Below are 26,513 nucleotides of genomic sequence, written 5' to 3' on the forward strand. Positions count from 1 at the left end.
GGTCGTCAGTGTCCGGCGCTCATACCGCCGTCGACGTGCAGGATCTCGCCGGTGACGAACGGCGCCGTCTCCAGGAAGAGCACGGCGTCCACGATGTCGCTCACCTCGCCCATGTGTCCGACCGGGTGCAGGGCGGCGAGGAACTCGTGGGTCTCCTCCGCGTGCATGGGGGTCTTGATGGTGCCGGGCGAGACGGCGTTGACGCGGATGCCGCGGGTGGCGTACTCGACGGCGAGGGACTTGGTGGCGGACTGCACACCGCCCTTGGTCAGCGAGGCCAGCACGGACGGGACCCTGGAGTCCGCGTTGTCGACCAGGCTCGTGGTGACGTTGACGATGTGCCCGCCGCCCTGGGCGAGCAGGTGCGGGACGGCCCGCTGGGTGAGATGGAAGACGCCGGCGACGTTGATGCCCGTCACGGTGGCGTAGTCCTCGGCGGTGTACTCGGTGAACGGCTTGGCGACGAAGATGCCCGCGTTGTTGACCACGGTGTCGATACGGCCGAACCGCTCCACGGCGGCCTCGACGACGCGCTCCGCGGTGGCCGGGTCGGCGAGGTCGCCCTGGACGGTGAGGACGTCCGCGTCGTCGACGGGTGGTGCGATGGTGCGCGAGGTGGCCACGACGGCGTAGCCGAGCTTGCGGTAGCCCTCGACGAGGGCGGCGCCGATGCCCTGCGAGGCGCCGGTGATGATCGCGACCTTCTGGTTCTGCGTGCTCATGGTGACCTTCTTCGAGTCGGTGACCGGTACTAGCCGACCGGTCGACTATTTGGAAGGTAGGCCCGTCCACCGGGAGACGGAAGGATCGGCTTCCTACGGCCTGGAAGGCGCTGCCTCCCAGTGCAGGTCAGCCGGGGATCGCGTAAGGATCGTCGGCGGGCAGCCAGGCGTCCGGGGCATGGATACCGAGGTCACCGACGCCCTCGCACAGCGCATCGACGACGGCCAGGACACCGGCGCGGTCCTCCTTCTCGCGCCACACCAGGGACCAGGTCCAGTAGACCTTCGGTCCGACGATCTCGCGGCGGACGAGGTCGGGCGGGAGCGGACTGGTCTGCCCCTTGGGCGAGTTGAGGACGGGGCGGGTGCAGCGGCGCACGTGGTCGAAGAACGCGGGGCCGGTGATCGCGCCGTCGGAGATGCGGACCGGACGGGCGCCGGTCGCCTGCGCGAGCTCTTCGGCGTACACGTTCCAGGCGGCCCAGGCGGTGAGATCGTCGTCGATGAGCACGTGGACGTCCCGGGCCGCCACGTCGGGTACGTCGCTGCTGTCGCCGCCCCTGGCGACGGCGTAGAGCTGGTCGGCGCCGACCAGCCGGGCCCGCAGCCCGAGCCTTTGGAGGTCCTCGGTGCGCACCCAGCAGACGGCGAGGTCGAGGCTGCCGTCGGCGACGCGCGCGGCCTGGGTGTGGGAGGGGGCGACCCAGGCGTCGAGGTGCACCTGGGCCACCGGCGCCGTACGCGACATCAGGTCCGGGGGAAGCCAGTTGACGTATCCGAGCCGCACCGACTGCGAGCCGGTCAGGCTGCCGGCCCGGCGTTTGAGGTCGTCGGCGCGGTCGAGCAGGGCGCGGGTGTGCGGGAGGAGGGCGGCACCGGCCTGGGTGAGGGAGACCTTGCGGCGGTCGCGGTCGAACAGCCGGACGCCCAGGTCCCGTTCGAGTGCCTTGATCTGCTGGGAGAGCGAGGGGCCCGCGATGAGCAGTCGCTCGGCGGCCCGGCCGAAGTTCAGCTCCTCGGCGACCGCGACGAAGTACCGCAGCTGGCGCAGTTCCACGGGCGCCATCGTACGCGCGCTGGGAGGCTGCGCCTATCAGCAGCGAGGAAGCCGGTCGTGGCATCGGTGCAGGTGACGCGCGCACGATGGGCTCACCGACGACGAGCGGAGCACGTCATGCGAGAGTTCCTGGTCGAGATCACCACCACCGTTCCCGAGGGCACCGGACAGGAGGAGGTCGACCGGCGGCGGGCCGCCGAGGCCGTCCGCGCGAGGGAACTGGCCGCCACCGGCCGTCTCGCCCGACTGTGGCGGCCCGTGGGCGAGTTGCGCAGCATCGGGGTGTGGCGGGCCGCCGACGAGGAGGAGCTCCACGAGAAGGTGCTCGGCACCCTGCCGCTGCGCCCGTGGATGACCTTCACCGTCACCCCGCTCGCCCCGCATCCCAACGACCCCGGCACGAAGTGAGCGCCTCGTCCTCCTGGAGTCATGCCGCTCGGGCCGCGGCGGCGCTCGCGGCGGGCATGGGAGTCGGCCGCTTCGTCTACACCCCGATCCCGCCCCTGATGCACACCCGGGCGGGCCTGTCCACGGGGGCCGGGGCGAACCTGGCCACCGCCAACTACCTCGGCTATCTCGTCGGCGCCCTGGCGGGCATCCTGGCCCCCGCACTGATCCGGTCGCGCACCGTACTGCGTGCCTCCCTCATCCTGCTGACCGGCACGCTCGCCGCGATGCCCCTCACCCACAGCACCACCGTCTGGAGTCTGCTGCGGCTGCTGGCCGGCGTGGCGAGCGCCCTGGTGTTCGTCGTCGCGGCCGGATCCCTCCTGCACCATCTGCGGGACCACCCGCCGCACCTGGCCGGCTGGGCCTTCGGCGGGGTGGGCGGCGGCATCGCGCTGTCCGGCCTGCTGGTCCTGGTGCTGCGGTCCGCCGCCGACTGGCGCACCGCCTGGTGGGCCGCCGCCGTACTGGCCTCGCTGCTCGCGGCCGCCTCGTGGAATCTACGGCCGCAGGAGGCGCCCGTCGCCGCCACGGACGGGAGCGGCGCGACACCCCGCACGCACCGCTGGTTCGGTGCGCTGTTCGTCAGCTACACGCTGGAGGGCGTCGGCTACATCGTCGCCGGGACCTTCCTGGTCGCCGCCATCGGGCAGGAGTCCCCGGGCTGGGTCGGCAGCGGCGCCTGGGTGCTCGTGGGCCTGGCCGCCGTGCCGTCCTCGGCACTGTGGGCCCGGCTGGGCCGCCGGTGGTCACGCCCCGGACTGCTGCTCACGGCGCTCGTGATCCAGGCGGCCGGCATCGCCCTGCCCGCCCTGGTCGGCGGTACGGCGGCGGCCCTCGGCTCGGCGGTGCTGTTCGGCGCCACGTTCATCGGCATCAGCTCGCTCGCCCTGGCCACCGGAGCGCACCTGCGGTTCCCCCGCTCGGTCGCCCTGCTGACCGCCGGGTACTCGGTCGGACAGATCCTGGGCCCGCTTGTCGTCGCCCCGCTGCTGCACCACGGCTACCACGGAGCTCTCCTGCTGGCTGCCCTCGTGGTCCTGGTGGCGGCCGCGGCCGCCGCCGTGCTCCGGATCGGTTTCCCGCACCACATGGTCGTAATGGGACCCACAGTCCCCGAGCAGCAGCGAGAATCGACCGAGGACGCCCGGCCCGCCGCGGCCGGCCCCTGAGCACGCACCGCCGCACCCGGCCGACTGACATGGAGCCGCTGATGAACACCGCACGGGACCTCGCGATCGTCGTCCTCGATGTGGCCGCCGACAAGCCGGTGGAGCAGGGCGATCTCTCGCTCGTTCTCGCGGGAGCCGAGGTGCTCGACCTCCTCGACGCCCACGCCCTCGCCCTGGACGGCGACCGCATCCTGCCCCAGGCCGAATCCCCCACGGGCGACCGCCTGTTGGACGAGGCCGCCGAGGCGCTCGTACGGCAGGAGCCGTACGAGTCGGTCGAGGACTGGCTGTGGCGCCGGGGCCGCGGGCTGTCCGCGGCCTACGTCGAGGACCTGGAGCGGATCGGGCTGACGGCCCGCTCACGGGGCCGCCGGATCCCGCTGCGGACCGGACGTACGGAGCTGGTGGACTCGCCGGCCAGGCGGCAGGCCGAGGAGCGCCGGGCGGCGGGCGAACCCGTCCTCGCCGCTCTGGTGTCCGCCGCCGGGATCGGTGACGACCCGGCCGGAGAGCTCGCCGACGACGCGGCCACCGTGCTGGCCGCGGTCGGGGACGCGGTGATGGAACTGGAGGCCGTACGCCAGCGGAAGGTCATCGAGGACGCCGCGTTCGACAACGTCTGGCGCGGTTACTAGGGAAGCCCTGAGCGCCGGTCCGGCGGATCGGGCCTAGGAGCCTGCGGCACCGAGCAGGGCTCGGCAGTTGTCCCACAGGGGGCTCAGGCGCTGGGGGCTGTTGTAGAGCTTGGCGAACATCACCTGGCCCTCCAGTTGGGCCACCACCGCCCGCGCCGCCTCCCGTGGGTCGGACACGCTGACCTCGCCGCGGTCCCGGGCCTCGGCGACGACCGCCTCGACCATGTCGACCTGCGCGTCGAAGATCTCCTGCAGCCGTCCGCGCACCGGCTCGGCGTGGTTGCTCAGCTCCAGAGTGAGGTTCCCGAACAGACAGCCCGAGACCGTTCCGCAGCCCTCCTGGACGGCACGCTGGCCGGCCTCGGTCTGCTCGAAGAGTCCGCGCAGCCGCCGCAGGGGGTCCGCGTCTGTGCCCAACACGGTTTCCCAGTCCCGCCGTTGGGCTGCCCAGTGCTCGTCGACGACGGCGAGCGCGAGGGCCTCCTTGGACTCGAAGAAGTAGTAGAAACTGCCCTTCGGCACCCCGGCCGCCTTGCAGATCTCGGCCACGCCCAGCGCCGAGTAGCCGCGCCCCTCGATGAGCGAGCGCGCGGCACCGAGGATCTTCTGCCTGGCGTCACTGGTACGTCCCACACAGCGAGTCTACGTGGGTACTAGACCGGTCGGCTGGTGATGCGGGCCGTCTCGTCCGTCACAGCACCGGAAGCCCGTCGGCCTCCCGTCGCTGCAGACGCGCGACCAGTTCCGCCGCCGACGACTTTATGGTCTCCAGGCCGGACTTCCCCCAGGTCCGGGGCTGCACGTCCGCTGCGCACACCGTGCCCAGCACCATCCCCGTCGAGTCGATGAGCGGCGCGCCCAGATAGGAACGGATGCCGAACTCGTCGACGACCGGGTTGCCCGCGAACCGCGGATAGTCACGGACGTCCTCCAGGACCAGCGCCTTGCGGCGGGCGATCACATGGGGGCAGAACCCATGGTCGCGCGCCATATAGCGGCCCACTTCCGGCTTGGCCTCGTCGCCGTCCGCCGGGGGCCGGGCCGCGGGAATCCTGAGACCGGCGAAGAACTGCCGGTTCTCGCCGACGAAGTTGACCATGGCGTACGGCGCTCCCGTGTGCTCGGCGAGCCGCTCGGCGAAGGCGTCCAGAGCGGGCTCCGGGCGCTCCCCGAGGTCCAGCAGGCGCAGCCGTCGCGCCCGGTCCGGGGCCTCCTTGTCCTCGGGGGTGAGCAGCAGACGACCGGCCGGGCGTGGTGGGTCGTAGTTCATGGGCGGGTTCCGTCGCTGTGGACGTCGGTCATATGCGGCTCCGTGGCGGTGTATTCGGGGGTCACATGTGGGCGCCATGGCTCGGCGCGGGCGCCGGGCTGTGGGCGATGAGATGCCGTACGAGGGTGAGCAGGGTCTGCACACCGGAACTGGAGATCCGTGCGTCGCAGCGCACGATCGGGATCTCCGGCGGGAGGTCGATGGCGGCGCGGACCTCCTCGGGGTCGTAGCGGTACCCCCCGTCGAACTCGTTGATCGCGACGATGAATCCGAGGCCGCGCTGTTCGAAGAAGTCCACGGCGGCGAAGCAGTCCTCCAGTCTGCGGGTGTCGGCGAGGATCACCGCGCCGAGCGCGCCCTCGGAGAGTTCGTCCCACATGAACCAGAACCGCTCCTGCCCGGGCGTGCCGAACAGGTACAGGACGTGTTCCGGATCGAGGGTGATCCTGCCGAAGTCCATGGCCACCGTCGTCTCGACCTTGTTCTCGATACCGTCGAGACTGTCGGTCGCGGCGCTGACCGTGGTGAGCAGTTCCTCCGTGCTGAGGGGAGCGATCTCGCTGACCGCGCCCACGAAGGTCGTCTTGCCTACCCCGAACCCTCCCGCCACCAGGATCTTCAGTGCGGTGGGGAAGGGGTCAGAGCTGTCGTCGTAGTCCATCGAGCACTGCCTCCAGAAGAGCCCGGTCAGTCGGGTTGTGGGTGAACTCGGGGGGCTTGGTGGTCAGCGCCCCGCAGTCGACGAGGTCGGACAGCAGCACCTTGGTGACCACCGCCGGCAGCTTGAGATGGGCGGCGACCTCGGCGACCGAGACGGGCGCGCGGCACAGGTCGAGGGCCTGCGCGTGCTCGGGGCCGAGGTAGCCGATGGGGGTGGCACCGGTGGCCATCACGTGCGACAGCAGGTCGAACGCGATGGACGGCCGGGTGCGGCCGTTGCTGACCGTGAAGGGCCGCACCAGCCGCCCGGCCGCGTCGTCGAGCCAGGGCCCGTCGCCGACCGCCGCCACGCTCAAGGCCTCATCGCCGGGGATTCGACGGCGTGCTGCCGGGGCGCGGTCACCAGGTAGGGACGCACGCTCTTGACGAGCATCGCCATCTCGTAGCCGAGCACCGCCGCGTCGGCCTCACGGCCGGCGAGTACGGCGAGACAGGTGCCGGAGCCCGCGGTGGTCACGAACAGCAGCGTCGAGTCGAGTTCGACGACGACCTGGCGGACGTCTCCGCCGTCGCCGAAGCGGACGCCCGCGCTGCGGCCGAGGGAGTAGAGGCCGGAGGCCAGGGCCGCCATGTGGTCGGCGCTGTCCCCGTCGAGGCCGTGGACCGACTTCACGAGCCCGTCGCAGGACAGCAGGACCGCGCTGCTGGTGTGCGGTACGCGCTGCACGAGGCCGCTCATCAGCCAGTCGAGATCGGATACATGGCCGGTCGGCGCTTCGCTCGCCATGGTGGATCGACTCCTTGAGGTACGAAGGTCTGCGGGAGCGCTGGGGGGTGGGGTGAACGCGGGGGTGGTCATCCGGCGGGTGCGCTCCCGTCGTGCCGGGGGGTGGTGCGGTCGTGATCGAGACCGTGCGCCTCGGATATGTGGTGCCGCTCCATGGGAGTTACGTCAATGGGGGCGGGGCGGGACTCCGGAGGGGCGAATGCCGCGGAGCCGGTGTCCGAGTGGGCCTCGTCTGTGTAAGAGGTGTCCGTATACGTGCGGACCCTTGCCGCCGTATCTGGGTGCCCCGAACCCACGTGGGCGGGGCCCATGTGTACGGAGTCCATGGGAGCGGCGCTCATGGGGGTGGGCCCCATAGGGGTGGTGTCCATGTGTGCGGACACCGTGTGTGCCGGGTCCATGGGGTCGGCCTCCATACGGGGCGACGGCAGCGTTGTGGTCGATTCGCCGGGCGCCTGCTCCAGGTGCTGCTGGGCCTCGGCGAGGCTGATGCCGCGCTGGAAGGCCGCCATGAGTCCCGGGTCGTGGCCGGCCGGGTACTCGGGTTCCTGCCGTGGCGTCGGTCCGCCGCGCAGTTGGGGTGCGATGTGTTCCTGTGCGCGGCGCCGGGGCAGTTGGGGCTTGCCCATGGTGCCGCGCACGGTCCCGGTACGCGGGGTGGGCGGTGCGGTCACGTGCTCCGCGACCAGCCGCCGGTCGTCGGGCCTGATCCCGGGTACGGCCTCGGCGGGGGTCGGCCGGTCGGCACGGGCACCGCGCACAGGCAGCGGCGCAGGCCGCCCCGAGTGCGGTCCACCGCCGTTCGGCCCGGTTCCACCACCGCCGGGCTTCCGCTCGGGCATGCCACGGGCCAAAGACCCGTTCCCGTCGGACCAGGCCTCGCCCCCACCCGGCGCCTCCGAGCCGCCGTTCAGGACGGACCCACCGCCACTCGCCAGGGAGCCGCCGTCGCCGGGCACCTGCCCGCCACCACTCAGTACCCCCGAGCCACCGCCCAGGAAGGCCCCAACGCCACCCGACGAGAAGTCACTGCCGCCAGGCACCTGCCCGCCACCACTCGGAACCCCCGAGCCACCGCCCAGGAAGGCCCCACCGCCACCCGCCGAGAAGTCACTGCCGCCGGGCACCTGCCCCCGGCCGCTCGACACTCCCCCGCCGCCGTCCGGCGAAGACCCGCCACCCCCCGGCAGGCGGCCGCGCTCACTCGAAACGCTCCCCCCTCCACTCGGTGCCTCCGAGCCACCGTTCAGAAAGGGCGCACCGCCGCTCGGTAGAGGATCGCTGCCACCAGGCCCACGCCCCCGACGACTCGACACGTCCCCGCCACCGTCCAGCGCAGCCCCGCCGTCGGCCGGTACGGCTCCGCCGCCATGCGTCAGCGACCCGGCAGCGTCGGCCACGGATCCGCCGCCGGTCGACGCACGGTCACCGTCACTCGGCTCGTGACCATTGCCGTTCCGTACGGGCCCGCTGCCGTTTCGAACGCCCCGGGCGCCCTGCGGCACCGCTCCGCCGCTCCTCGCCGTCGGCGACGCGCTGCCGTTGAGCCCGGACTCCGTGCCCGGGGACTCCCCCCGGCGCGGATCGGCGGGCGCGCCCCGGTGCCGTGCCTCATGTCCGGGTCGCGGATGGGCCGGGCCCTGCGCGGATACGGCCGTACCCGCGGCCCCGCCCGACCCCGCGGCTTCCGGCGACTGCGCACCGATGGCGCCCGGCGCCGAACCCAGCAGTGCCTGCGGCACCACGAGGACGGCCTGGACACCGCCGTAGATGTTGGTCTGGAGCCGGACATGGATCCCGTGCCGCTTCGCGAGCTGTGACACCACGAACAGCCCGATGCGCCCGTCGGCCAGCAGGCTCGCGACGTTGACCTGGTCGGGATCCGCCAACAGGGCGTTCATCCGGTGCTGTTCGGCGACGGGCATGCCGAGGCCGCGGTCCTCCACCTCGACGGCGAGCCCGGAGGTCACGAGGTTGGCGCGCAGCAGCACTTGAGTGTGCGGCGCCGAGAACACCGTGGCGTTCTCGACGAGTTCGGCCAGCAAATGGATGACGTCGGCGACGGCGTGCCCACGCAGCGTGCCGTCGATCGGCGGCACGAGTTTGACCCGCGAGTACTGCTCGACCTCGGCGATGGCGGAGCGCAGCACCTCGGTCATGGAGACGGGGTTGCTCCACTGCCGACGCGAGACGGCACCGCCGAGGACGGCGAGGTTCTCGGCGTGCCGGCGGATCCGGGTGGCGAGGTGGTCGACGTGGAAGAGCCCCTTGAGCAGGTCGGGGTCCTCGATCTCGTTCTCCAGCTCGTCGAGGATGGAGATCTCGCGGTGCACCAGCGACTGAAGCCGCCGCGCGAGGTTGACGAAGACCTCCAGCTTCTGTTCGCTACCGGCCTGGCTGGAGAGCTGGGCGGCCTGGACGACCGCGGTGACGGCTCCGTCGTGGGCGCGGGCCAGGTCGGCGGCGAGCAGGTCGAAGTCGTCGGCGTCGTCGGGCGGACCGCTGCACGGACCGTGCCCCGGCGGAATCTCCCCGCGGCGCAGCCCCTCGACCAGGACCCGCAGGTCGGCCTCGCGGCGCGCACTGCTGCGGCGCAACGCGCCGACGCGGTCGCTCACCGTCTTGGCGGCGCGGTCGGCCGCCACGGCGGCGATGAGGATGCCCGCGAGGGTCACCGAGACCGCCCCGGCCAGGACACCCCACAGAATGAGGCTGGGTTGTGCCCCGGTGGAGCGGACGGTGAACAGGACGGCCGCACAGCCGCTGAGCGCGACCGCGATCGGTGGGAGCACGGCCAGCCGCAGTAGTTGCGGCCGTATGTGCGTCTCAGGCAGCGAGGGGGCGGGGCGGGCGACCGGCCGCCCATGCCGCCCGCCCTCACGGCGGTCTGCGCGTGCGGCCGGGGCACGGAGGTGAGACATCGGTGTCCTTGTACTGGTCCGTCGGTCCTGTTGGCCGGAGGGTCCCGGGCCGGCCGGCCCGGTTCGGCGGGCTCCGGCATGTGCCCCTGCGGGCTGCTGGGCGGGTCGCCGAGCGGGGCGCGCGGCGGCACGGTCGTCGGTCACCGGCGCGTCGCCTCCCTCCTCCCCGCACCGCGGCAGTTCGCCGTGGGCATGCGTCATGGCGTACCGGTCGAGAGAACCGAAGAATCCAACCCCTCGTCGCCCGGCGGACACTCACAGTAGTCGCCAGCGCATCATGTGCGAGCGGCAGTTGACAAAGTCCCCCACGGAGCGTCCCGCTCTGGTAGGAGGTTCCGCACGACAGACCGACAAGCAGACCGGTAGGGAATCCCCGAACGAGTGAATACCGATCAGTCCTGGTCAGAAGCGGTCATGCACGTCCAGCGAGGATCCAGGGCGTACGCGCGCGTCGGTCGTCCCGTCAGCCGTTTTCCCGGGTACGGCAGCCCTACCGACACCCCTCCGGAGCGTTGGCCCGAGCCTTCCTGATTGTCACTGACCGTGTCGGTCCACTGCAGCGCCGATCCGCCTCAGCCCCCGGCCACGGCACGCGCAACCCGCAGCCAAGGAGCACACCAGGCTCCCGCTCACCCGCAAGCCGGCGTCCGTCAACACCGTCGTGGGTCTACGGCCGCGTCCCGTCCTGTCCCACAGGGAACCGCGCGGTCACATGTGGGCGAAGGAGCTCACGGCCCGCGTCCACACCACCGGCCTCCCCCACACCCCTCAGGTGACTGGGCCGCCGCACTCACCCAGGGGCACGCGAAACCGCCCGCCCAGCCACCGAGAACCCGCAACCGCCCCACCCACAGCCCGGTGAGGCAGATCCACAACCGCGGCTCAGGCCTCCACTACAGGTGCCGGCTCCTCCGCCACCGTCGGCAACGCCGCCCACCCCCCGGCCGGCGCCTTCGCCACCCCCCGCCACCAAGGATCGGCCACCGGCACGGCCCCGGGCTCGAACGGCTCCCCCGGCCGAGGCGTGGCCATCGCGACGCCGGCCTTGTGGGCCAGCAACATCGTCCGCTCCGCGGGCTCCGCCCAAGGATGCTGCGCGAGATTGAACGTGCCCCAGTGGATCGGCAGCAGCACCCCCTCCGCCGCGTCCCCGCCCTGCAGATCCAGATGAGACTGCACTGCCTCCTCAGGCGTCATGTGAATCTCCGGCCAGAACTCCGAGTAGGCGCCGAGCTGGATCATCGTCGCGTCGAAGGGCCCGAACGACGCGCCGATGTCCTTGAACCCCTCGAAGTACCCGGTGTCACCGCTGTGGTAGACCCGGTGTTCTCCACTGGAGACGACCCAGGACGCCCACAGCGTGTGCTGGGTGTTCCGCAGCCCTCGCCCGCAGAAGTGACGGGCGGGGGTGGCCGTCAGCGTCAGCCCGGCGACCTGGGTCGACTCGTGCCAGTCCAGCTCATGCAGCCGGTCGGCGGACACCCCCCAGTGCTCGAGATGGGCTCCCACACCGAGCGGCACGGCGAAGACGGTGTCCGTCCCGGCCAGTTGCTTGATCGTGGGCATGTCCAGGTGGTCGTAGTGATCGTGGGAGATGACGATCACGTCGACCGGACCGAGCGCTGCGAGCGGCAAGGGCACGGGGTGCAGCCGCTTGGGCCCGGCGAAGGGGAACGGGGAGCACCGCTCACCCCAGACGGGATCGAACAGCACCCGCCGTCCGTCGATCTCGGCGAGCACGCTGGAGTGCCCCATCCAGGTCAGCCGCAGTCCGGTGGCCGGCGGCTTGGAGAGGTCGGCGAGCGTCGTGGCATGGACCGGGATCCGGCCCTGCGGTGCTCGCTGCTGCCGGGCGTCGCTGTCGAAGTAGCCCTTGGCGAAGTCGATCGCCGACCCGTCGGGCCGGATCCTGGCGGTTCCGCCGGGGTTCTGGAAGACACCGTCTTTGAAGTGGGGGGATCTGCGGATACGCGCCATGCGCTCACCGCTCGGGTCCGCACCGAAGGCCGCGGGCTGCAGCGCTCGGAGCCCGGAGCTCAGGGGACGGAAGCCGGTCACGGTACCTCCAGGTGGAGTCGCTGAGGCATCCATTATGGTCCGCCCCTCTGACAGTGCCGGAGTCTGTCCGGTCACACGGGTAAGGACGCCTTCGGAGCGGATCACGTTGACAGGGCGCGGCCGGATGCCAATACTGACCCCCCGTTCAGTAGCCGTCCGCCCGTACCGGAGCCCGTGTGACCACCCCCCTGCTGTCCCTCACCTGGACCGACCACGTCACCGGCCGCCAGGGCTTCCTGGTCGTCGACCGGCTGGTACGGGGTGTCGCCAGCGGCGGCCTGCGCATGCGCCCCGGCTGCACCCTGGACGAGGTCACGGGGCTCGCCCGCGGCATGACCATGAAAGAGGCCCTGCACTACGACTCCGAGGCGCGGTACATCCCGCTGGGCGGCGCCAAGGGCGGCATCGACTGCGACCCCCGGGACCCGGCGGCGTACGGCCTCCTCGTGCGCTACCTGCGCGCCATGCGGCCGTACGTCGAAAGCCTCTGGACGACGGGCGAGGACCTCGGTCTCAGCCAGGACCTGGTGGACCGGGCGGCCGCGGAGGCCGGCCTGGTCTCCTCGATCCAGGCGGTCTATCCGCTGCTCGACGACGAGGCCACGGCCCGGCGGCGGCTCGCGGACGCGTTCGCCGTCGAGGTCGACGGCATCGGGCTCGATGAACTGGCCGGCGGCTGCGGGGTCACCGAGTCGGTCCTCGCGGCCCTGGACCTGGCCGGGGTGCCGTACGCGGGCACGCGCGTGGCGGTGCAGGGCCTCGGCACCATGGGCGGGGCCACGGCACGCTTCCTCACGCGCGCGGGGCTCACCGTGGTGGCCGTCGCCGACATCAAGGGCACGGTCTTCAACCCCGCGGGGCTCGACGTCGAGGCGCTGCTGGCCGCCAGGGACGCCTACGGCACCGTGGACCGCTCGGCCCTGCGCCCCGCCGATCGCGAACTGCCCGGCGACGCCTGGCTGTCGCTCGACGCGGAGGTACTCGTGCCCGCGGCGGTGTCGTACACGATCGACACCGGCAACCAGGAGCGGATCAGGGCCCGTTGGATCGTCGAGGCGGCCAACATGCCGGTCCTGCCCGCGGCGGAGGCGCTGTTGGCCGCGCGCGGGGTCACCGTACTGCCGGACGTGGTGGTCAACTCCGGGACCAACGCCTGGTGGTGGTGGACCCTGTTCGGCGACATCGGCGCGGACGCGGACGAGGCCTTCGCGCACATACGGCGTTCCATGCGTGCCCTCGTCGAGCAGTTGCTGGCCCGCGCGGAGGCGGACGGGAGCTCGCCGCGCGCCGCCGCCCACGCCCTGGTGGCGGACCGGCTGCCGGTGATCGCGGACCGGTTCGGCTGGTACCGCTGACCTGGCCCCTCGGGGCGGCGCCCCACCGGGCGACGGCTTAGGGTGACCCCGTGGCGAGAGTGCGGTTGACAGTGGCCGAGCGGCGCGAGGAGCTGCTCCGGGCCGCCATCGAGCAGATCGAGGCGCGGGGCGTGGCAGCCGTCAGGATCGCCGACGTGGCCTCGGTGCTCGGAGTCAGCAACGCCCTGGTGCTCTACCACTTCTCCACGAAGGAGAAGCTGGTCGCCGCCGCGTTCACCTACGCCGCCGAGGACGATCTGGCCCATCTGCGCAAGCTCCTGGGCCGCCGTACCAGCGCCTTGCGTCGGCTGCGGGCGGCCGTTCGCTGGTACGCGCCGACGGGCCAGGCCAAGGGCTGGCGGCTGTGGATCGAGGGCTGGGCGGTGGCCCTGCGCGAGCCGGCGCTCCAGGAGGTCACCCGCGACCTCGACAGGCGCTGGAAGGCGGCCCTCGCGGAAGTGATCGCCGAGGGCGTGGCCGCGGGCGAGTTCGACTGCCCGGACCCGCAGGCCACGGCCCTGCGCCTCACCGCCCTCCTGGACGGCCTGGCCGTCCAACTGACGTCCTACGCGGGCGCGGTGCCCGGATCCCGGGCCCAGGCGTGGGTGGACGAGGCCCTGGCCCGCGAACTCGGGCTGGACGGCACGGGGTCCGCATAGCGGCGGAGAGGCGAAACCCGCCCGGCCCCGGTGCCGCGCGCAGCTCAAGCCACCGAAGCGATCCGGCTCTTGATGTCATCCGGCGACAGCACACCCTTGGCCGTCACGTGGTCCCCGGAGGACTCCCCCCGCAGCCGACGCCCGATCCACGGCACCAGATACTCCCGGGCCCAGTGGACGTCGTCCCGTCGCACGTCCAGCGGACCGCGCGGCGGAAGCGGCGGCCAGGGCTGGTCCGGGTCGGCCGGGACCTCGAGGCCGAGGACCTGGCCCGCACGGAGCGCCACACGCGTGTGCCCCTCCGGGGAGAGGTGCAGCCGGTCGCCGTCCCAGGCCCGCCGGTCCTGAATGGTCTTCAGGGACCACAGGTCGAGCACCGGGCAGCCGTACCGGTCGGCGACGGCCCGCACGTGTCCGTTGTACGTGGCGATCTTGCCCCGCAGATGCTTGAGCACGGGAACGCCACGCGTGTCGAAGCCGGTCGTCACCATGACCGTGCCGCACGCCTCGGTGAGCCGGGCGATCGCCCGCTCGAAGCGCTCGGCGACCTCGTCGGGGTCGGTACCGGGCCGGATGATGTCGTTGCCGCCGGCGCAGAACGACACCAGGTCCGGTGCCAGTTCGGCGGCCTGCGGAAGCTGGTCCTCGACGATCTGGTCGAGCAGCTTCCCGCGTACGGCGAGATTGCTGTACCTGAAGTCGCCCTCGGGCCGCCGGTCCGCGAGAAGTACCGCGAACCGGTCGGCCCATCCGACGAACGCCCCGTCGGGGCCGGGGTCGCCGACGCCCTCGGTGAAGCTGTCCCCCACCGCCACGTACGACCCGATCACTGAACTGCCGTCATCCTTCGAATCGTCTGCCACAGCCGTTCATGATTCACCTTCGAATGTGACCTACGCGACCGTAGGAAGGGCTTGACGGGCGGTGAGATAAGCCACGCTTAAAGTGTTCGCCAAACAAGGAATAGGTCTCTCATCGCGAACGTTGACGCTGCGACCGCCATACCCTGAACTCGCTGATCCGGAAGTGGCTCCAGGTGGTCCGGAACGCGAAGTGCCCCGTCGTATAAGGCTCCGGGTCGGTGTAGTCGAAGACGAGCCGCCCGTTGTCCCACCACTGCACCTTGGAGCCGTCGGAGACGATCCGCACCCGGTTCGGCTCGTTCGCGACGAGCAGCGGCTCGGTGTAGTCGTAGATCAGCGGCCGCACGCCGGACTCTCCGACATATCGGCGCAGCCGTGTCGTGGTGTTGTAGTTGGCGCCGTAGCCCGAGTAGTACGTCTTCAGGTAGTCGTACTCCGCGAGCGCCCCGCCCCGTCGGGTGGCGAAGAGGTCGTCGGGGGACCGCACGTCGACCGCGTTCCAGAAGTTGTTCAGATCGGACACCCGGTCGTTGGCCCCGCCCTCGGAGACAGGCGTGGCGGTGTACTCCAGGACGTACGGCCCTTCGAGCGGCTGCCTGAACCAGATCGTCGCGCCGGCGGGCACGTCGACCTCCAGTACTCCGCGCTGCGCGGTGACCGTGCCGCCCTGCTCCAGTTCGACGGCCCAGCGGCCGAGACCGTGACGGAAGTCGTCGTGCGCGATGAGGCGACGGTGGCGGGGCGAGGCGCTCGCGGTGGCCGCGGGGGCGAGGGCGGCCAGGGCGGCGCCGGCCGCGAGGGCTCCGAAGGCTCTACGGGTGGTCGTCATGCGAGAGCGTTCCTTCCGGGGACGGCTGAGAGTGGGTCGCAGAGAGCCGCGCACGGTCCGGGCGCCCCGGTGGTGCGGCAGCCGGAAAGCCTAGAAAGCGCTTGCCCTGCGGCGGAGTTCACTCTGTCCCCACCCTCCCCCACCTGTCGACGCCCTGAGCGCGCCTGCCACAAGAACGCAATGAAGTGATCATGAAGGCGCAGAGCCGCTCCGAGTGGGAACACCGAAGGCCGGACCCGGGGATCGGGGTCCGGCCTTCGGTGGCACAGGGGGGCGTTGTCAGCCGACGGCGACGCCCTTCGAACGGAGGTAGGCGACCGGGTCCACGTCGGAGCCGTAGTCCGGCGTGGTGCGGATCTCGAAGTGCAGGTGCGGGCCGGTGACATTGCCGGTCGCGCCGGAGAGGCCGATCTGCTGACCCTCGGTCACGGTCTGGCCGGCCGAGACAGAGAGCTGGGACAGGTGGGCGTACTGCGCGTAGTAGCCGTCGTTGAGCTTGATGACGACCTGGTTGCCGTAGGCGCCACCCCAGCCCGCGGAGACGACCGTGCCCGCGCCCACGGCCTTCAGCGAGGTACCGGTCGGGACGACGAAGTCGACGCCGGTGTGGTAACCGCTGGACCACATGCTGCCCGCCACGCGGTAACCGGTGCCGATGGTGGCGCCGGTGACCGGCAGGGTGTAACCGCTGGAGCTCGTGGTGTTCGAGCTCTGGGTCGCGGACGTCGACTTCGAGGACGACTTCGACTCCGCCTTCTCCGCCTTCTCCGTCTTCTTCGCCTTCGAGGAGGACGAGGGAGCGGAGGACTCGGTCTTCGTCGTGCTCGTCCTGGCCTTCTTGCCGATCGAGAGCTTCAGACCGGGGTGGATCAGCGACGGGTCGTCCCCGATGGCCGAGCGGTTGTCGGCGTACAGCTTCTTCCAGCCACCACTGACGTTCTGTTCATCGGCGATCTTCGAAAGATAGTCGCCGGCGCGCACCGAATAGGTGCGCACCGTAGAGGTCTTCGCGGTGTCCTTCTTCGCGGCCGTCTTTTCGGCGGACTTCTGCGTGACCGGAAGCGACTGAACGGCCTTTTCCGATACGGACTGGGGGGTGGCGGCGTGAGCGCCGGTGGCCCCCATGAGCGGGAGGGCGAGAGCGGCGCCTCCGGTTCCGGCGACGGCTATCGAGCGGGCGAAGCGCTGGGACTTCGGACGGCGGTGCTTACCCTTCGCGGGCATGGTGAATTCCTCTCCGGCGCCTGCGAGGTGAGCTGTCGGGTGCGGGCTGGAGATGCCCGGCCGCGTCGAGACGCGACTTAACCCCAAGCCGTTCCGGAGACCGGAACAGGCGGAACTACCTGTGGGTCCCCCGCTCCTGCCGTGCACGGGTGTGTGAGTGAGCGGAATCCGTTCGGCGGCAGGATTGGGCGTCCGACCGGATCGGTGGCGAACGTAAGCGAACAAGACGCAAAGGGACAAGTGAGAGGTTCCCTGTGCGCGCGTTTCTCTTGATCCCTTATGAGAATTACCGGTCACCCTGCGTGAATCGGACGCCCGTAACCTGGACCGAATCCCCTTGAAAAACCTGCGAATTACGTGAACATGACGGGCGACACACCGTCACGGATATGACGCTCCTCACGTCACGAATTCACAGGAACCCTGATTCCGGAAGGAGTTGGAAGGAAGCTATTAATTCGGGCAGAAGCCCTAGATGCGGCGCAGTCGGATAACCGTCGCATCGAGGTCGCCACGCAAACCGGTACGAAGGCCGTGATGCAGCAACACGGCCCCTCGGTGCACTTCGCCCGTTTCGGGGCATTCGTACGACGCTGTCGGGTCAAGTCCGCGCAGCCGCAGCGCCGGGACGGGCTCGCCGTACTTCTGCGCCTGGAGCCAGGCGAGGACCACGGTCTCGTCCCCGAGGACGTACTGCACCGCGCTCAGTCCGCCCCGCGGAGGCCGCAGCCGGTAGAGCTCGCCACGCTGCACCAAGGGCCGGATCTCCTTGTAAAGGGCCACCCACCGCCCGGCCTCGGCGAGCTCCTCCTCGGTCCACTCCGCGAGGTCACCGCCGACCCCGAGCACTCCGGCCATCGCGCTCACGAACCGGAACCGCAGCGAGCTCACCCGGTCGTTGAGCTGGGTGTTGGGGCTGTCGGTGACCCAGGCGGCCATCACGCGCGCGGGGTGGATCTGACTGAAGCCGTACTGAATGGCGAGGCGGTCGAGCGGGTCGGTGTTGTCCGAGGTCCACACCTGGTCGGTGCGGCTGAGCACCCCGAGGTCGATCCGGCCGCCGCCACCCGAGCAGGACTCGAAGGCGACGCCGGGGTGGGCTTGCCGCAAGCGGTCCAAAAGGGCATAGAAGCCGTGGACATGGTCGACCCACAGACGCTGCGGATAGGGGTCGCCGGGCCAGCCGGCATCCGTGAAGCAGCGGTTGAAGTCCCACTTCACATAGTCGATCGGGGCCGAGGAGAGCAGGGTGTCGAGCTGCCCCCACAAATACTCCTGGACGTCCTCACGCGCGAGATTCAGCACGAGCTGATTGCGGAACTCCGTCCGCTTTCGTCCGGATTGGTACTGCACCCAGTCCGGGTGGGCGCGGTACAGCTCGCTGTCCGGGTTGATCATCTCCGGCTCGACCCAGATGCCGAACTGCATGCCGAGCCCGTGCACGTACTCGCCGAGCGGCTTGAGGCCGTTCGGGAAGCGGTCGGGGTTGGGCGCCCAGTCGCCGAGCCCGGCCCGGTCACTGGTGCGGGCACCGAACCAGCCGTCGTCGACGACGAACAGCTCGACGCCCATCGCCGCGGCCCGCCGGGCGAGGGTGCCCTGCTGCTCCTCGGAGATGTCGAAGTTGGTGGCCTCCCAGGAGTTGAACAGCACGGGCCGGTCCTCGTCCGCGCCCGGGATGACGTACGCCCGCTGGTAGGCGTGCCAGGCACGGCTCGCCCCGCCGAACCCGCCGTCGCTCCAGAGACCGGCGAACACGGGGGTCGTGAACGACTCCCCGGCCGCCAGCAGGAGCAGACCCGAGTCGTCGTATCCGGCGCCCCCGGTGATCTGCACGCGCGCGTCGGGGAGTTGCGCGACGGCGATCCGCCAGGACCCCGACCAGCCGAGGGCGACGCCGTAGACCTCACCGCGCTCCTCGGTGGCGTCGGTGTCGAGGGCGACCCAGGGCAGGTGCTGGTGCCCGGTGTGGCCGCGGCGGCTGCCGATGACCTTCTCGCCGTAGGTGAGGGGGGTCCGCGTGAGCAGGGATTCGGCGGCCCAGCGGCCGTGCAGCTGGGACAGCCGCCAGCCGTCCTCACGGTCGGGCAGGGTCCAGGTGGCGGAGTCGGCGCGCAGCAGCTCGACGGGGGCAGGGCCCTGGTTGTCCAGGGTCACCCAGCGCTCCAGGACGTCGTGGCGCATCCGGTAGTGCAGCGTCACGGTCAGCCCGCCGTCACGGAACCGCAGCCGCAGCTCGTCGCCCTCCGTGTCGTACGCCTCGAAGCTCCACTCGGTGCCGCGCCGCTCGTCGGTGCGCACGGACAGGGCCGGGCGTGCGAAGCGGGGGCCGCCCTCGACGGGGTACTCCTCGCGTCCGTCGAGCGGGGCCTCGAAAGGCCGGTACTCGGGCAGCGGGCTCACCGCGAGGGCCTCGGCGTCAGCGAGGGCGATCCGCGGGCCCCAGTGCAGGTGCAGCAACTCGTCCTCGGCGGTGAGGTGCAGGGCGTAACTGCTGGCCGGCCCGGACAGAATCCATGTACGGCCGTTCTCGGCGATCTCCAGCATCGTGCTTCCCTCACAGATTCGAACAGGTGCCAACAGGTGCACTCAGGCGCCAACATCATCAATGGCCACCCGCCCCGGGTGCAACGGCTGTGGACAAGTCATTGCCGGCCCTGTGGAGAACTCATTGCCCCAGGCACCATGTCGTATCGTCGAGAGCGTGCCCGTCGACGAGCAGCGCCGGCGGAGCCCGGCTGGGAGGAGCCCCCGTGACGCAGCAGATCCCGTCGACCGAACCGGAACTGGCAGGTGTCCGCAACTTCCGTGACGTGGGCGGGCTGCCGACGGCGGACGGACGGCGGGTGCGCTACGGCGTGCTGTTCCGCAGCGGTCACCTCGCGCACGCGACGGAGGACGACGCGGCCTTCCTGGCCTCCCTGGGTCTGCACACGATCTTCGACTTCCGCAACGCGGCTGACCAGAAGCTGGAGGGCCCGGACGTCGACCTGCCGGGCGTCGCCAATGTGAACCTGCCGCTGAGCGACCCGGCGGAGGGCACCTGGTTCTGGAAGATGGTCCGCGACGGGGACATAGAGCAGTTGCGCGAGCTCCTCGGCGACGGCAAGGCCGCACAGCGGATGATCAACTCCTACCGCACGATGATCAAGGAGCGCACCGCCGAGCACTCCCAGGTGCTGCGTTCCCTCGCCGAGGACAGCGTGCCCGCCCTCATGCACTGTGCGGCGGGAAAGGACCGCGCGGGTCTGTCCATCGCGGTGACCCTGCTCGCCCTGGGTGTGGAGCGCGAGGCGATCGTCGCCGACTACCTGGAGTCGAACGCCAAGCACCGCCGCTACAAGGTCCGCCGCACCAGCACCTCCGCCGACGCCTACTCCCCCGAGGTCATGGAGCTGCTCAGTCCCCTGTTCGAGGCGCGCGCCGAGTATCTGTCGGCGGCCTTCGAGACCATCGACGAGACATGGGGCAGCGTCGAGGTGTATCTGGAGGAGGGCCTCGGCCTGACCCCCGAGATCCGCGAGCGGCTGCGCGAGCGGCTGCTCGACTGAGCCGTAGGGCCGCTACTGCCCGGCTCCCACCTCGAAGAGCAGGAAGATGAAGGCCGCGAAGACGTGGCCGATCGCGAGATAGATGATGAGGCGCACCCACAGGGCGCGGGGGAACTTCTCCTCCATGTCTTTCATGGCATCTCTCCAGGGGTGGGGCCCAGGCACAGCGTGGCCGTGGGACTCTGCAACAGGGTGTGGACGAACAGGAGCTCGACTCCGCCGGGATCCTGGGCGGCGATGCGATGCGGGGTCAGCGAGTCGAAGTGCGCGCTGTCGCCCGGGCCGAGCCGATGCGTGGTGTCGCCGAGGCGCAGCCTGAGCCGCCCCTCGAGGACGTAGAGCCATTCCTCGCCGGGATGCACGCGCACGATGTCGCCCTGCGAGCCGTGCGGCACCCGCACCCGCAGGGCCTGCATCCCACGGCCGGGCGCGCCGGCCTGGAAGTACGTCCAGCCGCCCGCCTCGGTCGCTTCCATGTCGGCCGCGCGCACGACGGAGTCCCGCTCCGCGACCGTCTCGCCGAGCAGTTCCGAGACCGTCGTACCGTAGATACGGGCCAGCGCGAGCAGCATCGGCAGCGAGGGCTGGCGCTGACCCGTCTCCAGCCGGGAGAGATGGGCGGGCGACAGCCCCGCCGCACCGGCCGCGGCCTCCAGGGTGAGGGAGGCGCGGCGGCGCAGGGCACGAAGCTGAGGAGCCACCGAGGGCAGCTCCGTGAAGGCTTCCGGAGAGCTCATACCTCCATTGAGCCGGAGCCTTGCCTCTGCGGCAAATTTCTTGCCTCAGAGGCAAAAACGTCAGGCGGGCCGCTACCGGTTGGCCACCGCCTGCTTCACCAGCGTCTTGCTGAAGTCCCACATCAGCCCGCTGCCGCTGTGCGCGTCGTCCATGACGTCGGTGAAGGCGTCGACGAACCGGTCCACCTCCTTCTCCCCGACGACGAGCGGCGGGATCAGCTTGATGACCTCCAGATGGTCGCCGGAGACCTGGGTGAGGATCCGGTGCCGCTGCAAGAGGGGGACGACCACCATCTGCGCGAACAGGCCCTTGCGCGCGGCCTGGAGCATGGTCCAGCGGCTGCGCAGCTTCAGCGATTTCGGCCTGCCGAACTCGATGCCGATCATCAGGCCACGGCCGCGGACGTCGGCGAGCAGTTCGTACTTGTCGATCAGTGCGGTGAGCCGGGACCGCAGCAGGTCGCCCGTGACGCGGGCGTTCGCGACGATCTGCTCGTTCTCCATGACCGACAGAACCGCGAGCCCGGCCGCCATCGCCTGGGCGTTGGATCCGAAGCTCGCCGAGTGCACCAGGACCCGGTCCATCGACGAGTAGACCTTCTTGAAGATCCAGTCCTTGCCGAGGGTGGCGCCGACCGGCACATAGCCGCCGGAGAGCGCCTTGGCCACGCACACCAGGTCGGGCTCGACCCCGTCCTCGTGCTGGTAGGCGTAGAAGTCCCCGGTACGGCCGAGCCCGGTCTGCACCTCGTCGGCGATGAGCAGCGCCTTGTGTTTGCGCAGCAATTCCTGCGCGGCCCGCAGATAGCCGGGCGAGGGCTCGTGCACACCCTTGCCCTGGATCGGCTCCACGACCAGGGCGGCCACATCGCCCTTCTTCAGCTCCCTTGCCAGGGCGTCGAGATCACCGAGAGGCACGGCGGTGTCGGGCAGCAGGGGCGCGAATCCGTCCCGGAAGCCCGACTCGCCGTTGACCGACAACGACCCGGTGGTCAGTCCGTGGAAGGCATGGTCGCAGTACAGGACCCGGGGCTTCCCGGTGGCGTACCGGGCGAACTTCAGTGCGGTCTCCACCGCCTCGGTGCCGCTGTTGCCGAAGAACACCCGGTCCAGGTGCGGGCTGTGGGCGAGGAGCTTCTCGGCCAGCAGCCCGGGCAACGGCTGGCAGTCGAAGCGGGTGAGGTCGGCGAGCTGGGCGTCGAGGACGTCGTGCAGTGCCTTGCGGACGACGGGGTGGTGGCGCCCCAGGCCCATGACGCCGAACCCGGCGAGCATGTCCAGGTAGTCGTTGCCGTCCGCGTCCCAGAAGTAGGCGCCCTCGCCGCGCTCGTAGACCTTGTCGAAGCCGATGGTGTGCAGCATGCGCGGGAGCTGGTGGTTCAGGTATCTGCCGTGCAGCTCGTAGCGCTCGGCTCCGCGCTCGGCCAGGAGTCTGCCGAGGTCGAACTCCGTGGTCATTCAGCCTTCTCCCTGACTTCGGTCTGTGCCTTCACGGCCAGACTCGCGCTGATCCGCCCCGCCACCTCGACCGGCGTCAGACCGATGTCGGCGAGCACCTCGCCCCGCTTGGCGTGCGCGAGGAACTGCTCCGGGATCCCGAAACGCCGTACGGGTACGTCGACTTCGGCGTCGCCGAGCGCCAACGCGACGGCGGCGCCGACCCCGGCGGCCCGGCTGTTGTCCTCCACGACGGCGACCAGCCGGTGTTCCGCGGCGAGACCCGGCAGCGAGGGGTCGACGGGCTTGACCCAACGCGGGTCCACGACCGTGCAGTTGATACCCCGCGCTTCCAGCAGCTCGGCGGCCTGGAGGCAGACCGGGGCCATGACACCGACGGCGACCAGCAGCACCTCGGGCTGCTCCCCGCGATGCAGCACGTCCAGGCCACCGACCCGGTCGATCGCCGGCACCGAAGGGCCCACCGACTCCTTCGGGAACCGCACCAGGGTCGGCGCGTCGTCCACGGCGACCGCCTCCCGCAGCTGGGCCCGCAGCTGGTCGGCGTCCCGAGGAGCGGCGATCCTCAGTCCGGGCACGACCTGGAGGATCGACATGTCCCACATGCCGTTGTGGGAGGCCCCGTCGACGCCCGTGACCCCGGCCCGGTCCAGGACGAACGTGACCCCGCAGCGGTGCAGGGCGACGTCCATCAGGAGCTGGTCGAAGGCCCGGTTCAGGAAGGTCGCGTACACGGCGACGACCGGGTGCAGCCCACCCGTGGCCAGGCCTGCGGCGGAGACCGCCGCGTGCTGCTCGGCGATACCGACGTCCCACACCCGGTCCGGGAAACGGGCCGCGAACTTACCGAGGCCCACCGGGTGCAGCATGGCCGCCGTGATCGCCACGACGTCCTCCCGCTCCTCGCCGATCGCGACTATCTCGTCGCCGAACACCGAGGTCCAGGAGGGCCCGTTGGACGGCGCGAGCGGCTCACAGGTGAGGGGGTCCATCACACCGACGGTGTGGAAGTGGTCCTCTTCATGGGCCAGGGCGGGCTCGTATCCGCGCCCCTTCTCGGTCAGGCAGTGGACGAGCACCGGCCCGTGGAAGCGCTTCGCACGCCTCAGCGCCGACTCCACGGCCCCGATGTCGTGGCCGTCGATCGGGCCGACGTACTTCAGCCCGAGGTCCTCGAACATGCCCTGCGGCGCGAAGGCGTCCTTGAAGCCCTTCTTCGCACCGTGCAGGGACTCGTAGACGGTGTTGCCGACCAGGGGGGTTCTGAGGAGTACGTCCTTCCCCCAGGCCAGCACCTTCTCGTAGCCGTCGGTCGTGCGCAGGGTGGCGAGGTGGTTGGCGAGCCCGCCGATGGTCGGCGAGTACGACCGCTCGTTGTCGTTCACGACGATGATCAGCGGCCGGTCCTTGGCGGCCGCGATGTTGTTCAGCGCCTCCCAGGCCATGCCGCCGGTGAGCGCGCCGTCGCCGATGACCGCGACGACATGCCCCTTCGCCCCCTGCACCTGGCGGGCCTTGGCGAGCCCGTCGGCCCAGCCGAGCGCGGTGGAGGCGTGGCTGTTCTCGACGATGTCGTGCTCGGACTCCTCGCGCGAGGGGTAGCCGGACAGGCCGCCCTTGCCGCGCAGCTTGGAGAAGTCCTGACGTCCCGTCAGGATCTTGTGCACATAGCTCTGATGGCCGGTGTCCCACACGATGCGGTCAACCGGTGACTCGAAGACCCGGTGGAGCGCGATGGAGAGTTCCACCACACCCAGATTGGGCCCGAGGTGTCCGCCGGTCCTGGCGACCGCGTGCACCAGGAACTCCCTGATTTCCTCGGACAGTTCACCGAGATCCGATTCGGACAGCGCCTTCAGGTCGCGTGGTCCCCGGATGTTCTCCAGAATGGTCACGCTCGGGCCCCCTTCGGTCCGTGCTGTTCAACTCACGGTGACGGCCGGCTCCCCCGACGCGACGCCGTCCTGCTCCATCTGTTCGGCGATCTTCATCGCCTCCTCGATGAGGGTCTCCACGATCTTCGACTCCGGGACGGTCTTGATGACCTCGCCCTTCACGAAGATCTGCCCCTTGCCGTTGCCGGAGGCGACCCCGAGGTCCGCCTCCCGTGCCTCGCCGGGGCCGTTGACCACACATCCCATCACCGCGACCCGCAGGGGCACTTCCATGCCCTCGAGACCCGCCGTGACCTCGTCGGCCAGCTTGTAGACGTCGACCTGCGCGCGCCCGCACGAGGGACACGACACGATCTCCAGCCGGCGTTGCCGCAGGTTCAGTGACTCCAGGATCTGGATGCCGACCTTGACCTCCTCGACCGGCGGGGCACTCAGCGACACCCGGATGGTGTCGCCGATCCCCCTGCTGAGCAGCGCGCCGAAGGCCACGGCCGACTTGATCGTCCCCTGGAAGGCGGGCCCCGCCTCCGTGACTCCCAGGTGCAGCGGGTAGTCGCACTGCTCGGCGAGCAGTGTGTAGGCGCTGACCATCACCACGGGATCGTTGTGCTTGACGGAGATCTTGATGTCCCGGAAGCCGTGCTCCTCGAACAACGACGCTTCCCACAACGCCGATTCGACCAGCGCCTCCGGAGTCGCCTTGCCGTACTTCTCGAGCAGCCGCCTGTCCAGCGACCCGGCGTTGACCCCGATCCGGATCGGTGTGCCGTGGTCCTTCGCGGCCCGCGCGATCTCCTTGACCTTGTCGTCGAACTGCTTGATGTTGCCGGGATTGACCCGTACGGCCGCGCAGCCGGCCTCGATCGCGGCGAACACGTACTTGGGCTGGAAGTGGATGTCCGCGATCACCGGGATCTGCGACTTGCGCGCGATGGTCGCCAGCGCGTCCGCGTCGTCCTGCGTGGGACAGGCGACGCGGACGATCTGACAGCCGGACGCGGTGAGCTCGGCGATCTGCTGGAGAGTGGCGCCGATGTCCGACGTGCGGGTCGTCGTCATCGACTGCACCGACACCGGGGCCCCGCCCCCGACCGCCACCGGTCCGACGTGGATCTGCCGCGACAGGCGCCGCTCGGCGATCGGCCGGACCGGTACCTCGGGGACGCCCAAGGAAATGGCGGTCATGGCGCTACTCGCGGTTTCCGGAGACCGTCTCGCGCATGGCGCGCAGCGACTCCTTGAGCGAGCCCATGGTGGCGAGGACGGCGGTGGGCTCGTAGCCGCAGTGGGCCATGCAGTTGGCGCAGCGCGGGTCCTTGCCGCGGCCGTACTTGTCCCAGTCGGTCTCCTCGATGAGTTCGCGGTACGTCGGGACGTACCCGTCGCTCATCAGGTAGCAGGGCCGCTGCCAGCCGAACAGGGAGTAGTTCGGGATCGCCCAGGCCGTGCACGGGAAGTCGACCTTGCCCTCCAGGAAGTCCAGGAAGAGCGGGGAGTGGTTGAGCCGCCACTTCTTGCGGTTGCCGCCCGCGAAGGCCTTCTTGAACAGCTCGCGGGTCTGCTCCACGCCCAGGAAGTGCTCCTGGTCGGGCGCCTTCTCGTAGGCGTAGGCGGGCGAGATCATCATCTCGTCGACCTTGAGGTCGTCGTTGAGGAAGTTGAGCACCTCGATGATGGTCTGCGGGGTGTCGGTGTTGAAGAAGGTCGAGTTGGTGGTGACCCGGAAGCCGCGCTTCTTGGCCTCCTTGATCGCCTCCACCGCCTCGTCGAACACCCCCTCCTTCGCCACGGACTCGTCGTGCCGCTCACGCAGCCCGTCGATGTGCACCGCGAAGGCGAAGTAGGGGGAGGGCTTGAACTTGTCCATCTTCTTGCGCAGCAGCATGGCGTTGGTGCAGAGGAAGACGTACTTCTTCTTCGCCACCAACTGCCGCACGATCTCGTCGATCTGAGGATGCATCAGCGGCTCACCGCCGGCGATGGACACCATCGGCGCACCGGACTCCAACACCGCCCCGACGGCCTGCGCCACCGGCATGCGCTGCTTGAGGACACCCGCAGGATGCTGGATCTTGCCGCAGCCCTCGCATTTGAGATTGCACGCGAAGAGAGGCTCCAGCTCCACGATCAGCGGGAACTTGTCCCGCTTGCGGAGCTTTTGTTCGGCCAAGTATGTAGCGACCTTGATGGACTGGCGCAGCGGCATGGCCATC

Annotated in this window: 25 protein-coding genes and 1 riboswitch; of the genes, 6 read left to right on the forward strand and 19 right to left on the reverse strand. The window is 70.4% G+C overall.

The window, feature by feature from the left end; translation table 11 throughout:
- Window positions 1–5: 5 nt before the first annotated feature.
- Both M2157_RS08845 and M2157_RS08850 read right to left on the reverse strand, forming a co-directional pair.
- The gene (locus M2157_RS08845) at window positions 6–722 is read right to left on the reverse strand and encodes an SDR family oxidoreductase (protein WP_280861273.1); all 717 of its coding nucleotides are present in this window, start codon (window positions 720–722) and stop codon (window positions 6–8) included.
- 127 nt (window positions 723–849) lie between these two features.
- The gene (locus tag M2157_RS08850; RefSeq protein ID WP_280861274.1) at window positions 850–1,788 is read right to left on the reverse strand and encodes a LysR family transcriptional regulator; all 939 of its coding nucleotides are present in this window, start codon (window positions 1,786–1,788) and stop codon (window positions 850–852) included.
- Between the two features lie 108 nt (window positions 1,789–1,896).
- On the opposite strand from M2157_RS08850, the gene M2157_RS08855 reads away from it, so the two are divergent.
- From M2157_RS08855 to M2157_RS08865, 3 genes are read left to right on the forward strand one after another with little or no spacing between them, the layout of a single operon-like run.
- Window positions 1,897–2,187 carry a muconolactone Delta-isomerase family protein gene (locus tag M2157_RS08855; protein ID WP_280861275.1) on the forward strand — a complete coding sequence of 97 codons (291 nt, stop codon included), beginning with the start codon at window positions 1,897–1,899 and terminating at the stop codon, window positions 2,185–2,187.
- A 56-nt stretch (window positions 2,188–2,243) separates the two neighbouring features.
- Entirely contained in the window at window positions 2,244–3,398 is a 1,155-nt protein-coding gene (locus tag M2157_RS08860) for a YbfB/YjiJ family MFS transporter (RefSeq protein WP_280868180.1), read from the forward strand.
- Window positions 3,399–3,439: 41 nt separating this feature from the next.
- A complete protein-coding gene (locus tag M2157_RS08865) occupies window positions 3,440–4,033 on the forward strand; it encodes a GPP34 family phosphoprotein (protein ID WP_280864937.1) in 594 nt (197 codons plus the stop codon).
- Window positions 4,034–4,066: 33 nt separating this feature from the next.
- Here M2157_RS08865 and M2157_RS08870 read toward each other — a convergent pair whose 3' ends face one another.
- The 7 genes from M2157_RS08870 to M2157_RS08900 all read right to left on the reverse strand — a co-directional run bounded on the left by M2157_RS08870 (window position 4,067) and on the right by M2157_RS08900 (window position 11,729).
- A complete protein-coding gene (locus M2157_RS08870) occupies window positions 4,067–4,666 on the reverse strand; it encodes a TetR/AcrR family transcriptional regulator (RefSeq protein WP_280861277.1) in 600 nt (199 codons plus the stop codon).
- Between the two features lie 58 nt (window positions 4,667–4,724).
- The gene (locus M2157_RS08875) at window positions 4,725–5,303 is read right to left on the reverse strand and encodes a GAF domain-containing protein (RefSeq protein WP_280861278.1); all 579 of its coding nucleotides are present in this window, start codon (window positions 5,301–5,303) and stop codon (window positions 4,725–4,727) included.
- 61 nt (window positions 5,304–5,364) lie between these two features.
- Window positions 5,365–5,964 carry an ATP/GTP-binding protein gene (locus tag M2157_RS08880; protein ID WP_007386183.1) on the reverse strand — a complete coding sequence of 200 codons (600 nt, stop codon included), beginning with the start codon at window positions 5,962–5,964 and terminating at the stop codon, window positions 5,365–5,367.
- Window positions 5,942–6,313, reverse strand: coding sequence for a DUF742 domain-containing protein (locus M2157_RS08885; RefSeq protein ID WP_031052041.1), 372 nt, complete (start codon window positions 6,311–6,313; stop codon window positions 5,942–5,944). Before M2157_RS08885 ends, M2157_RS08880 begins: the two co-directional genes overlap by 23 nt.
- Window positions 6,314–6,315: 2 nt before the next feature.
- Complete coding sequence (locus M2157_RS08890) at window positions 6,316–6,750, reverse strand: roadblock/LC7 domain-containing protein (protein WP_123994033.1); 435 nt, start codon at window positions 6,748–6,750, stop codon at window positions 6,316–6,318.
- Between the two features lie 68 nt (window positions 6,751–6,818).
- Window positions 6,819–9,671 carry an ATP-binding protein gene (locus M2157_RS08895; protein ID WP_280864938.1) on the reverse strand — a complete coding sequence of 951 codons (2,853 nt, stop codon included), beginning with the start codon at window positions 9,669–9,671 and terminating at the stop codon, window positions 6,819–6,821.
- 882 nt (window positions 9,672–10,553) lie between these two features.
- On the reverse strand, window positions 10,554–11,729 hold the full coding sequence (locus tag M2157_RS08900; RefSeq protein ID WP_280864939.1) for an MBL fold metallo-hydrolase: 1,176 nt from the start codon (window positions 11,727–11,729) through the stop codon (window positions 10,554–10,556).
- A gap of 176 nt (window positions 11,730–11,905) precedes the next feature.
- Here M2157_RS08900 and M2157_RS08905 point away from each other — a divergent pair, with 176 nt between their 5' ends.
- Both M2157_RS08905 and M2157_RS08910 read left to right on the forward strand, forming a co-directional pair.
- On the forward strand, window positions 11,906–13,084 hold the full coding sequence (locus tag M2157_RS08905; RefSeq protein ID WP_280864940.1) for a Glu/Leu/Phe/Val dehydrogenase dimerization domain-containing protein: 1,179 nt from the start codon (window positions 11,906–11,908) through the stop codon (window positions 13,082–13,084).
- 50 nt (window positions 13,085–13,134) lie between these two features.
- Window positions 13,135–13,743, forward strand: coding sequence for a TetR/AcrR family transcriptional regulator (locus M2157_RS08910; protein WP_280861282.1), 609 nt, complete (start codon window positions 13,135–13,137; stop codon window positions 13,741–13,743).
- A gap of 44 nt (window positions 13,744–13,787) precedes the next feature.
- On the opposite strand, the gene M2157_RS08915 is transcribed toward M2157_RS08910, so the two are convergent.
- The 4 genes from M2157_RS08915 to M2157_RS08930 form a co-directional block, all read right to left on the reverse strand.
- A complete protein-coding gene (locus M2157_RS08915; protein WP_280861283.1) occupies window positions 13,788–14,573 on the reverse strand; it encodes an SGNH/GDSL hydrolase family protein in 786 nt (261 codons plus the stop codon).
- Between the two features lie 142 nt (window positions 14,574–14,715).
- A complete protein-coding gene (locus M2157_RS08920; RefSeq protein ID WP_280864941.1) occupies window positions 14,716–15,435 on the reverse strand; it encodes a DUF6250 domain-containing protein in 720 nt (239 codons plus the stop codon).
- A gap of 279 nt (window positions 15,436–15,714) precedes the next feature.
- Window positions 15,715–16,659 carry a LysM peptidoglycan-binding domain-containing M23 family metallopeptidase gene (locus M2157_RS08925; RefSeq protein WP_280861285.1) on the reverse strand — a complete coding sequence of 315 codons (945 nt, stop codon included), beginning with the start codon at window positions 16,657–16,659 and terminating at the stop codon, window positions 15,715–15,717.
- Window positions 16,660–16,663: 4 nt separating this feature from the next.
- Window positions 16,664–16,833: riboswitch (cyclic di-AMP (ydaO/yuaA leader) on the reverse strand.
- Between the two features lie 297 nt (window positions 16,834–17,130).
- A complete protein-coding gene (locus M2157_RS08930) occupies window positions 17,131–19,206 on the reverse strand; it encodes an alpha-galactosidase (protein WP_280864942.1) in 2,076 nt (691 codons plus the stop codon).
- Between the two features lie 206 nt (window positions 19,207–19,412).
- Here M2157_RS08930 and M2157_RS08935 point away from each other — a divergent pair, with 206 nt between their 5' ends.
- A complete protein-coding gene (locus tag M2157_RS08935; RefSeq protein WP_280861287.1) occupies window positions 19,413–20,210 on the forward strand; it encodes a tyrosine-protein phosphatase in 798 nt (265 codons plus the stop codon).
- Between the two features lie 12 nt (window positions 20,211–20,222).
- Here M2157_RS08935 and M2157_RS08940 read toward each other — a convergent pair whose 3' ends face one another.
- The 6 genes from M2157_RS08940 to hpnH all read right to left on the reverse strand — a co-directional run bounded on the left by M2157_RS08940 (window position 20,223) and on the right by hpnH (window position 26,512).
- The gene (locus tag M2157_RS08940) at window positions 20,223–20,345 is read right to left on the reverse strand and encodes a DUF6126 family protein (RefSeq protein ID WP_123994041.1); all 123 of its coding nucleotides are present in this window, start codon (window positions 20,343–20,345) and stop codon (window positions 20,223–20,225) included.
- A complete protein-coding gene (locus tag M2157_RS08945; RefSeq protein ID WP_280864943.1) occupies window positions 20,342–20,947 on the reverse strand; it encodes an XRE family transcriptional regulator in 606 nt (201 codons plus the stop codon). The genes M2157_RS08940 and M2157_RS08945 overlap by 4 nt, the downstream gene beginning before the upstream one ends.
- A 72-nt stretch (window positions 20,948–21,019) precedes the next feature.
- On the reverse strand, window positions 21,020–22,405 hold the full coding sequence (locus M2157_RS08950) for an aspartate aminotransferase family protein (protein ID WP_280861289.1): 1,386 nt from the start codon (window positions 22,403–22,405) through the stop codon (window positions 21,020–21,022).
- Window positions 22,402–24,300 (reverse strand): 1-deoxy-D-xylulose-5-phosphate synthase, encoded by a 1,899-nt coding sequence (dxs, locus tag M2157_RS08955; RefSeq protein WP_280864944.1) that lies wholly within the window; start codon window positions 24,298–24,300, stop codon window positions 22,402–22,404. The genes M2157_RS08950 and dxs overlap by 4 nt, the downstream gene beginning before the upstream one ends.
- Window positions 24,301–24,327: 27 nt before the next feature.
- Window positions 24,328–25,485: a flavodoxin-dependent (E)-4-hydroxy-3-methylbut-2-enyl-diphosphate synthase gene (gene ispG, locus M2157_RS08960; RefSeq protein WP_280864945.1), complete on the reverse strand. Its 1,158-nt coding sequence runs from the start codon at window positions 25,483–25,485 to the stop codon at window positions 24,328–24,330.
- A 4-nt stretch (window positions 25,486–25,489) separates the two neighbouring features.
- A complete protein-coding gene (hpnH, locus tag M2157_RS08965) occupies window positions 25,490–26,512 on the reverse strand; it encodes an adenosyl-hopene transferase HpnH (RefSeq protein ID WP_037716058.1) in 1,023 nt (340 codons plus the stop codon).
- Window position 26,513 lies beyond the last annotated feature (1 nt).

Origin of the sequence: Streptomyces sp. SAI-127, assembly GCF_029894425.1 — a bacterium.
Taxonomy (GTDB): Bacteria; Actinomycetota; Actinomycetes; order Streptomycetales; family Streptomycetaceae; genus Streptomyces.

Bases quoted from the DNA above. Each gene is read 5' to 3' on its own strand.
- M2157_RS08875 (WP_280861278.1), bottom strand. From the start codon at position 5,303: ATGAACTACGACCCACCACGCCCGGCCGGTCGTCTGCTGCTCACCCCC.
- M2157_RS08895 (WP_280864938.1), bottom strand. From the start codon at position 9,671: ATGTCTCACCTCCGTGCCCCGGCCGCACGCGCAGACCGCCGTGAGGGC.
- M2157_RS08880 (WP_007386183.1), bottom strand. From the start codon at position 5,964: ATGGACTACGACGACAGCTCTGACCCCTTCCCCACCGCACTGAAGATC.
- M2157_RS08950 (WP_280861289.1), bottom strand. From the start codon at position 22,405: ATGACCACGGAGTTCGACCTCGGCAGACTCCTGGCCGAGCGCGGAGCC.
- M2157_RS08855 (WP_280861275.1), top strand. From the start codon at position 1,897: ATGCGAGAGTTCCTGGTCGAGATCACCACCACCGTTCCCGAGGGCACC.
- hpnH (WP_037716058.1), bottom strand. From the start codon at position 26,512: ATGGCCATGCCGCTGCGCCAGTCCATCAAGGTCGCTACATACTTGGCC.
- M2157_RS08945 (WP_280864943.1), bottom strand. From the start codon at position 20,947: ATGAGCTCTCCGGAAGCCTTCACGGAGCTGCCCTCGGTGGCTCCTCAG.
- ispG (WP_280864945.1), bottom strand. From the start codon at position 25,485: ATGACCGCCATTTCCTTGGGCGTCCCCGAGGTACCGGTCCGGCCGATC.
- M2157_RS08860 (WP_280868180.1), top strand. From the start codon at position 2,244: ATGGGAGTCGGCCGCTTCGTCTACACCCCGATCCCGCCCCTGATGCAC.
- M2157_RS08850 (WP_280861274.1), bottom strand. From the start codon at position 1,788: ATGGCGCCCGTGGAACTGCGCCAGCTGCGGTACTTCGTCGCGGTCGCC.
- M2157_RS08865 (WP_280864937.1), top strand. From the start codon at position 3,440: ATGAACACCGCACGGGACCTCGCGATCGTCGTCCTCGATGTGGCCGCC.
- M2157_RS08925 (WP_280861285.1), bottom strand. From the start codon at position 16,659: ATGCCCGCGAAGGGTAAGCACCGCCGTCCGAAGTCCCAGCGCTTCGCC.
- M2157_RS08845 (WP_280861273.1), bottom strand. From the start codon at position 722: ATGAGCACGCAGAACCAGAAGGTCGCGATCATCACCGGCGCCTCGCAG.
- M2157_RS08920 (WP_280864941.1), bottom strand. From the start codon at position 15,435: ATGACGACCACCCGTAGAGCCTTCGGAGCCCTCGCGGCCGGCGCCGCC.
- M2157_RS08930 (WP_280864942.1), bottom strand. From the start codon at position 19,206: ATGCTGGAGATCGCCGAGAACGGCCGTACATGGATTCTGTCCGGGCCG.
- M2157_RS08890 (WP_123994033.1), bottom strand. From the start codon at position 6,750: ATGGCGAGCGAAGCGCCGACCGGCCATGTATCCGATCTCGACTGGCTG.
- M2157_RS08940 (WP_123994041.1), bottom strand. From the start codon at position 20,345: ATGAAAGACATGGAGGAGAAGTTCCCCCGCGCCCTGTGGGTGCGCCTC.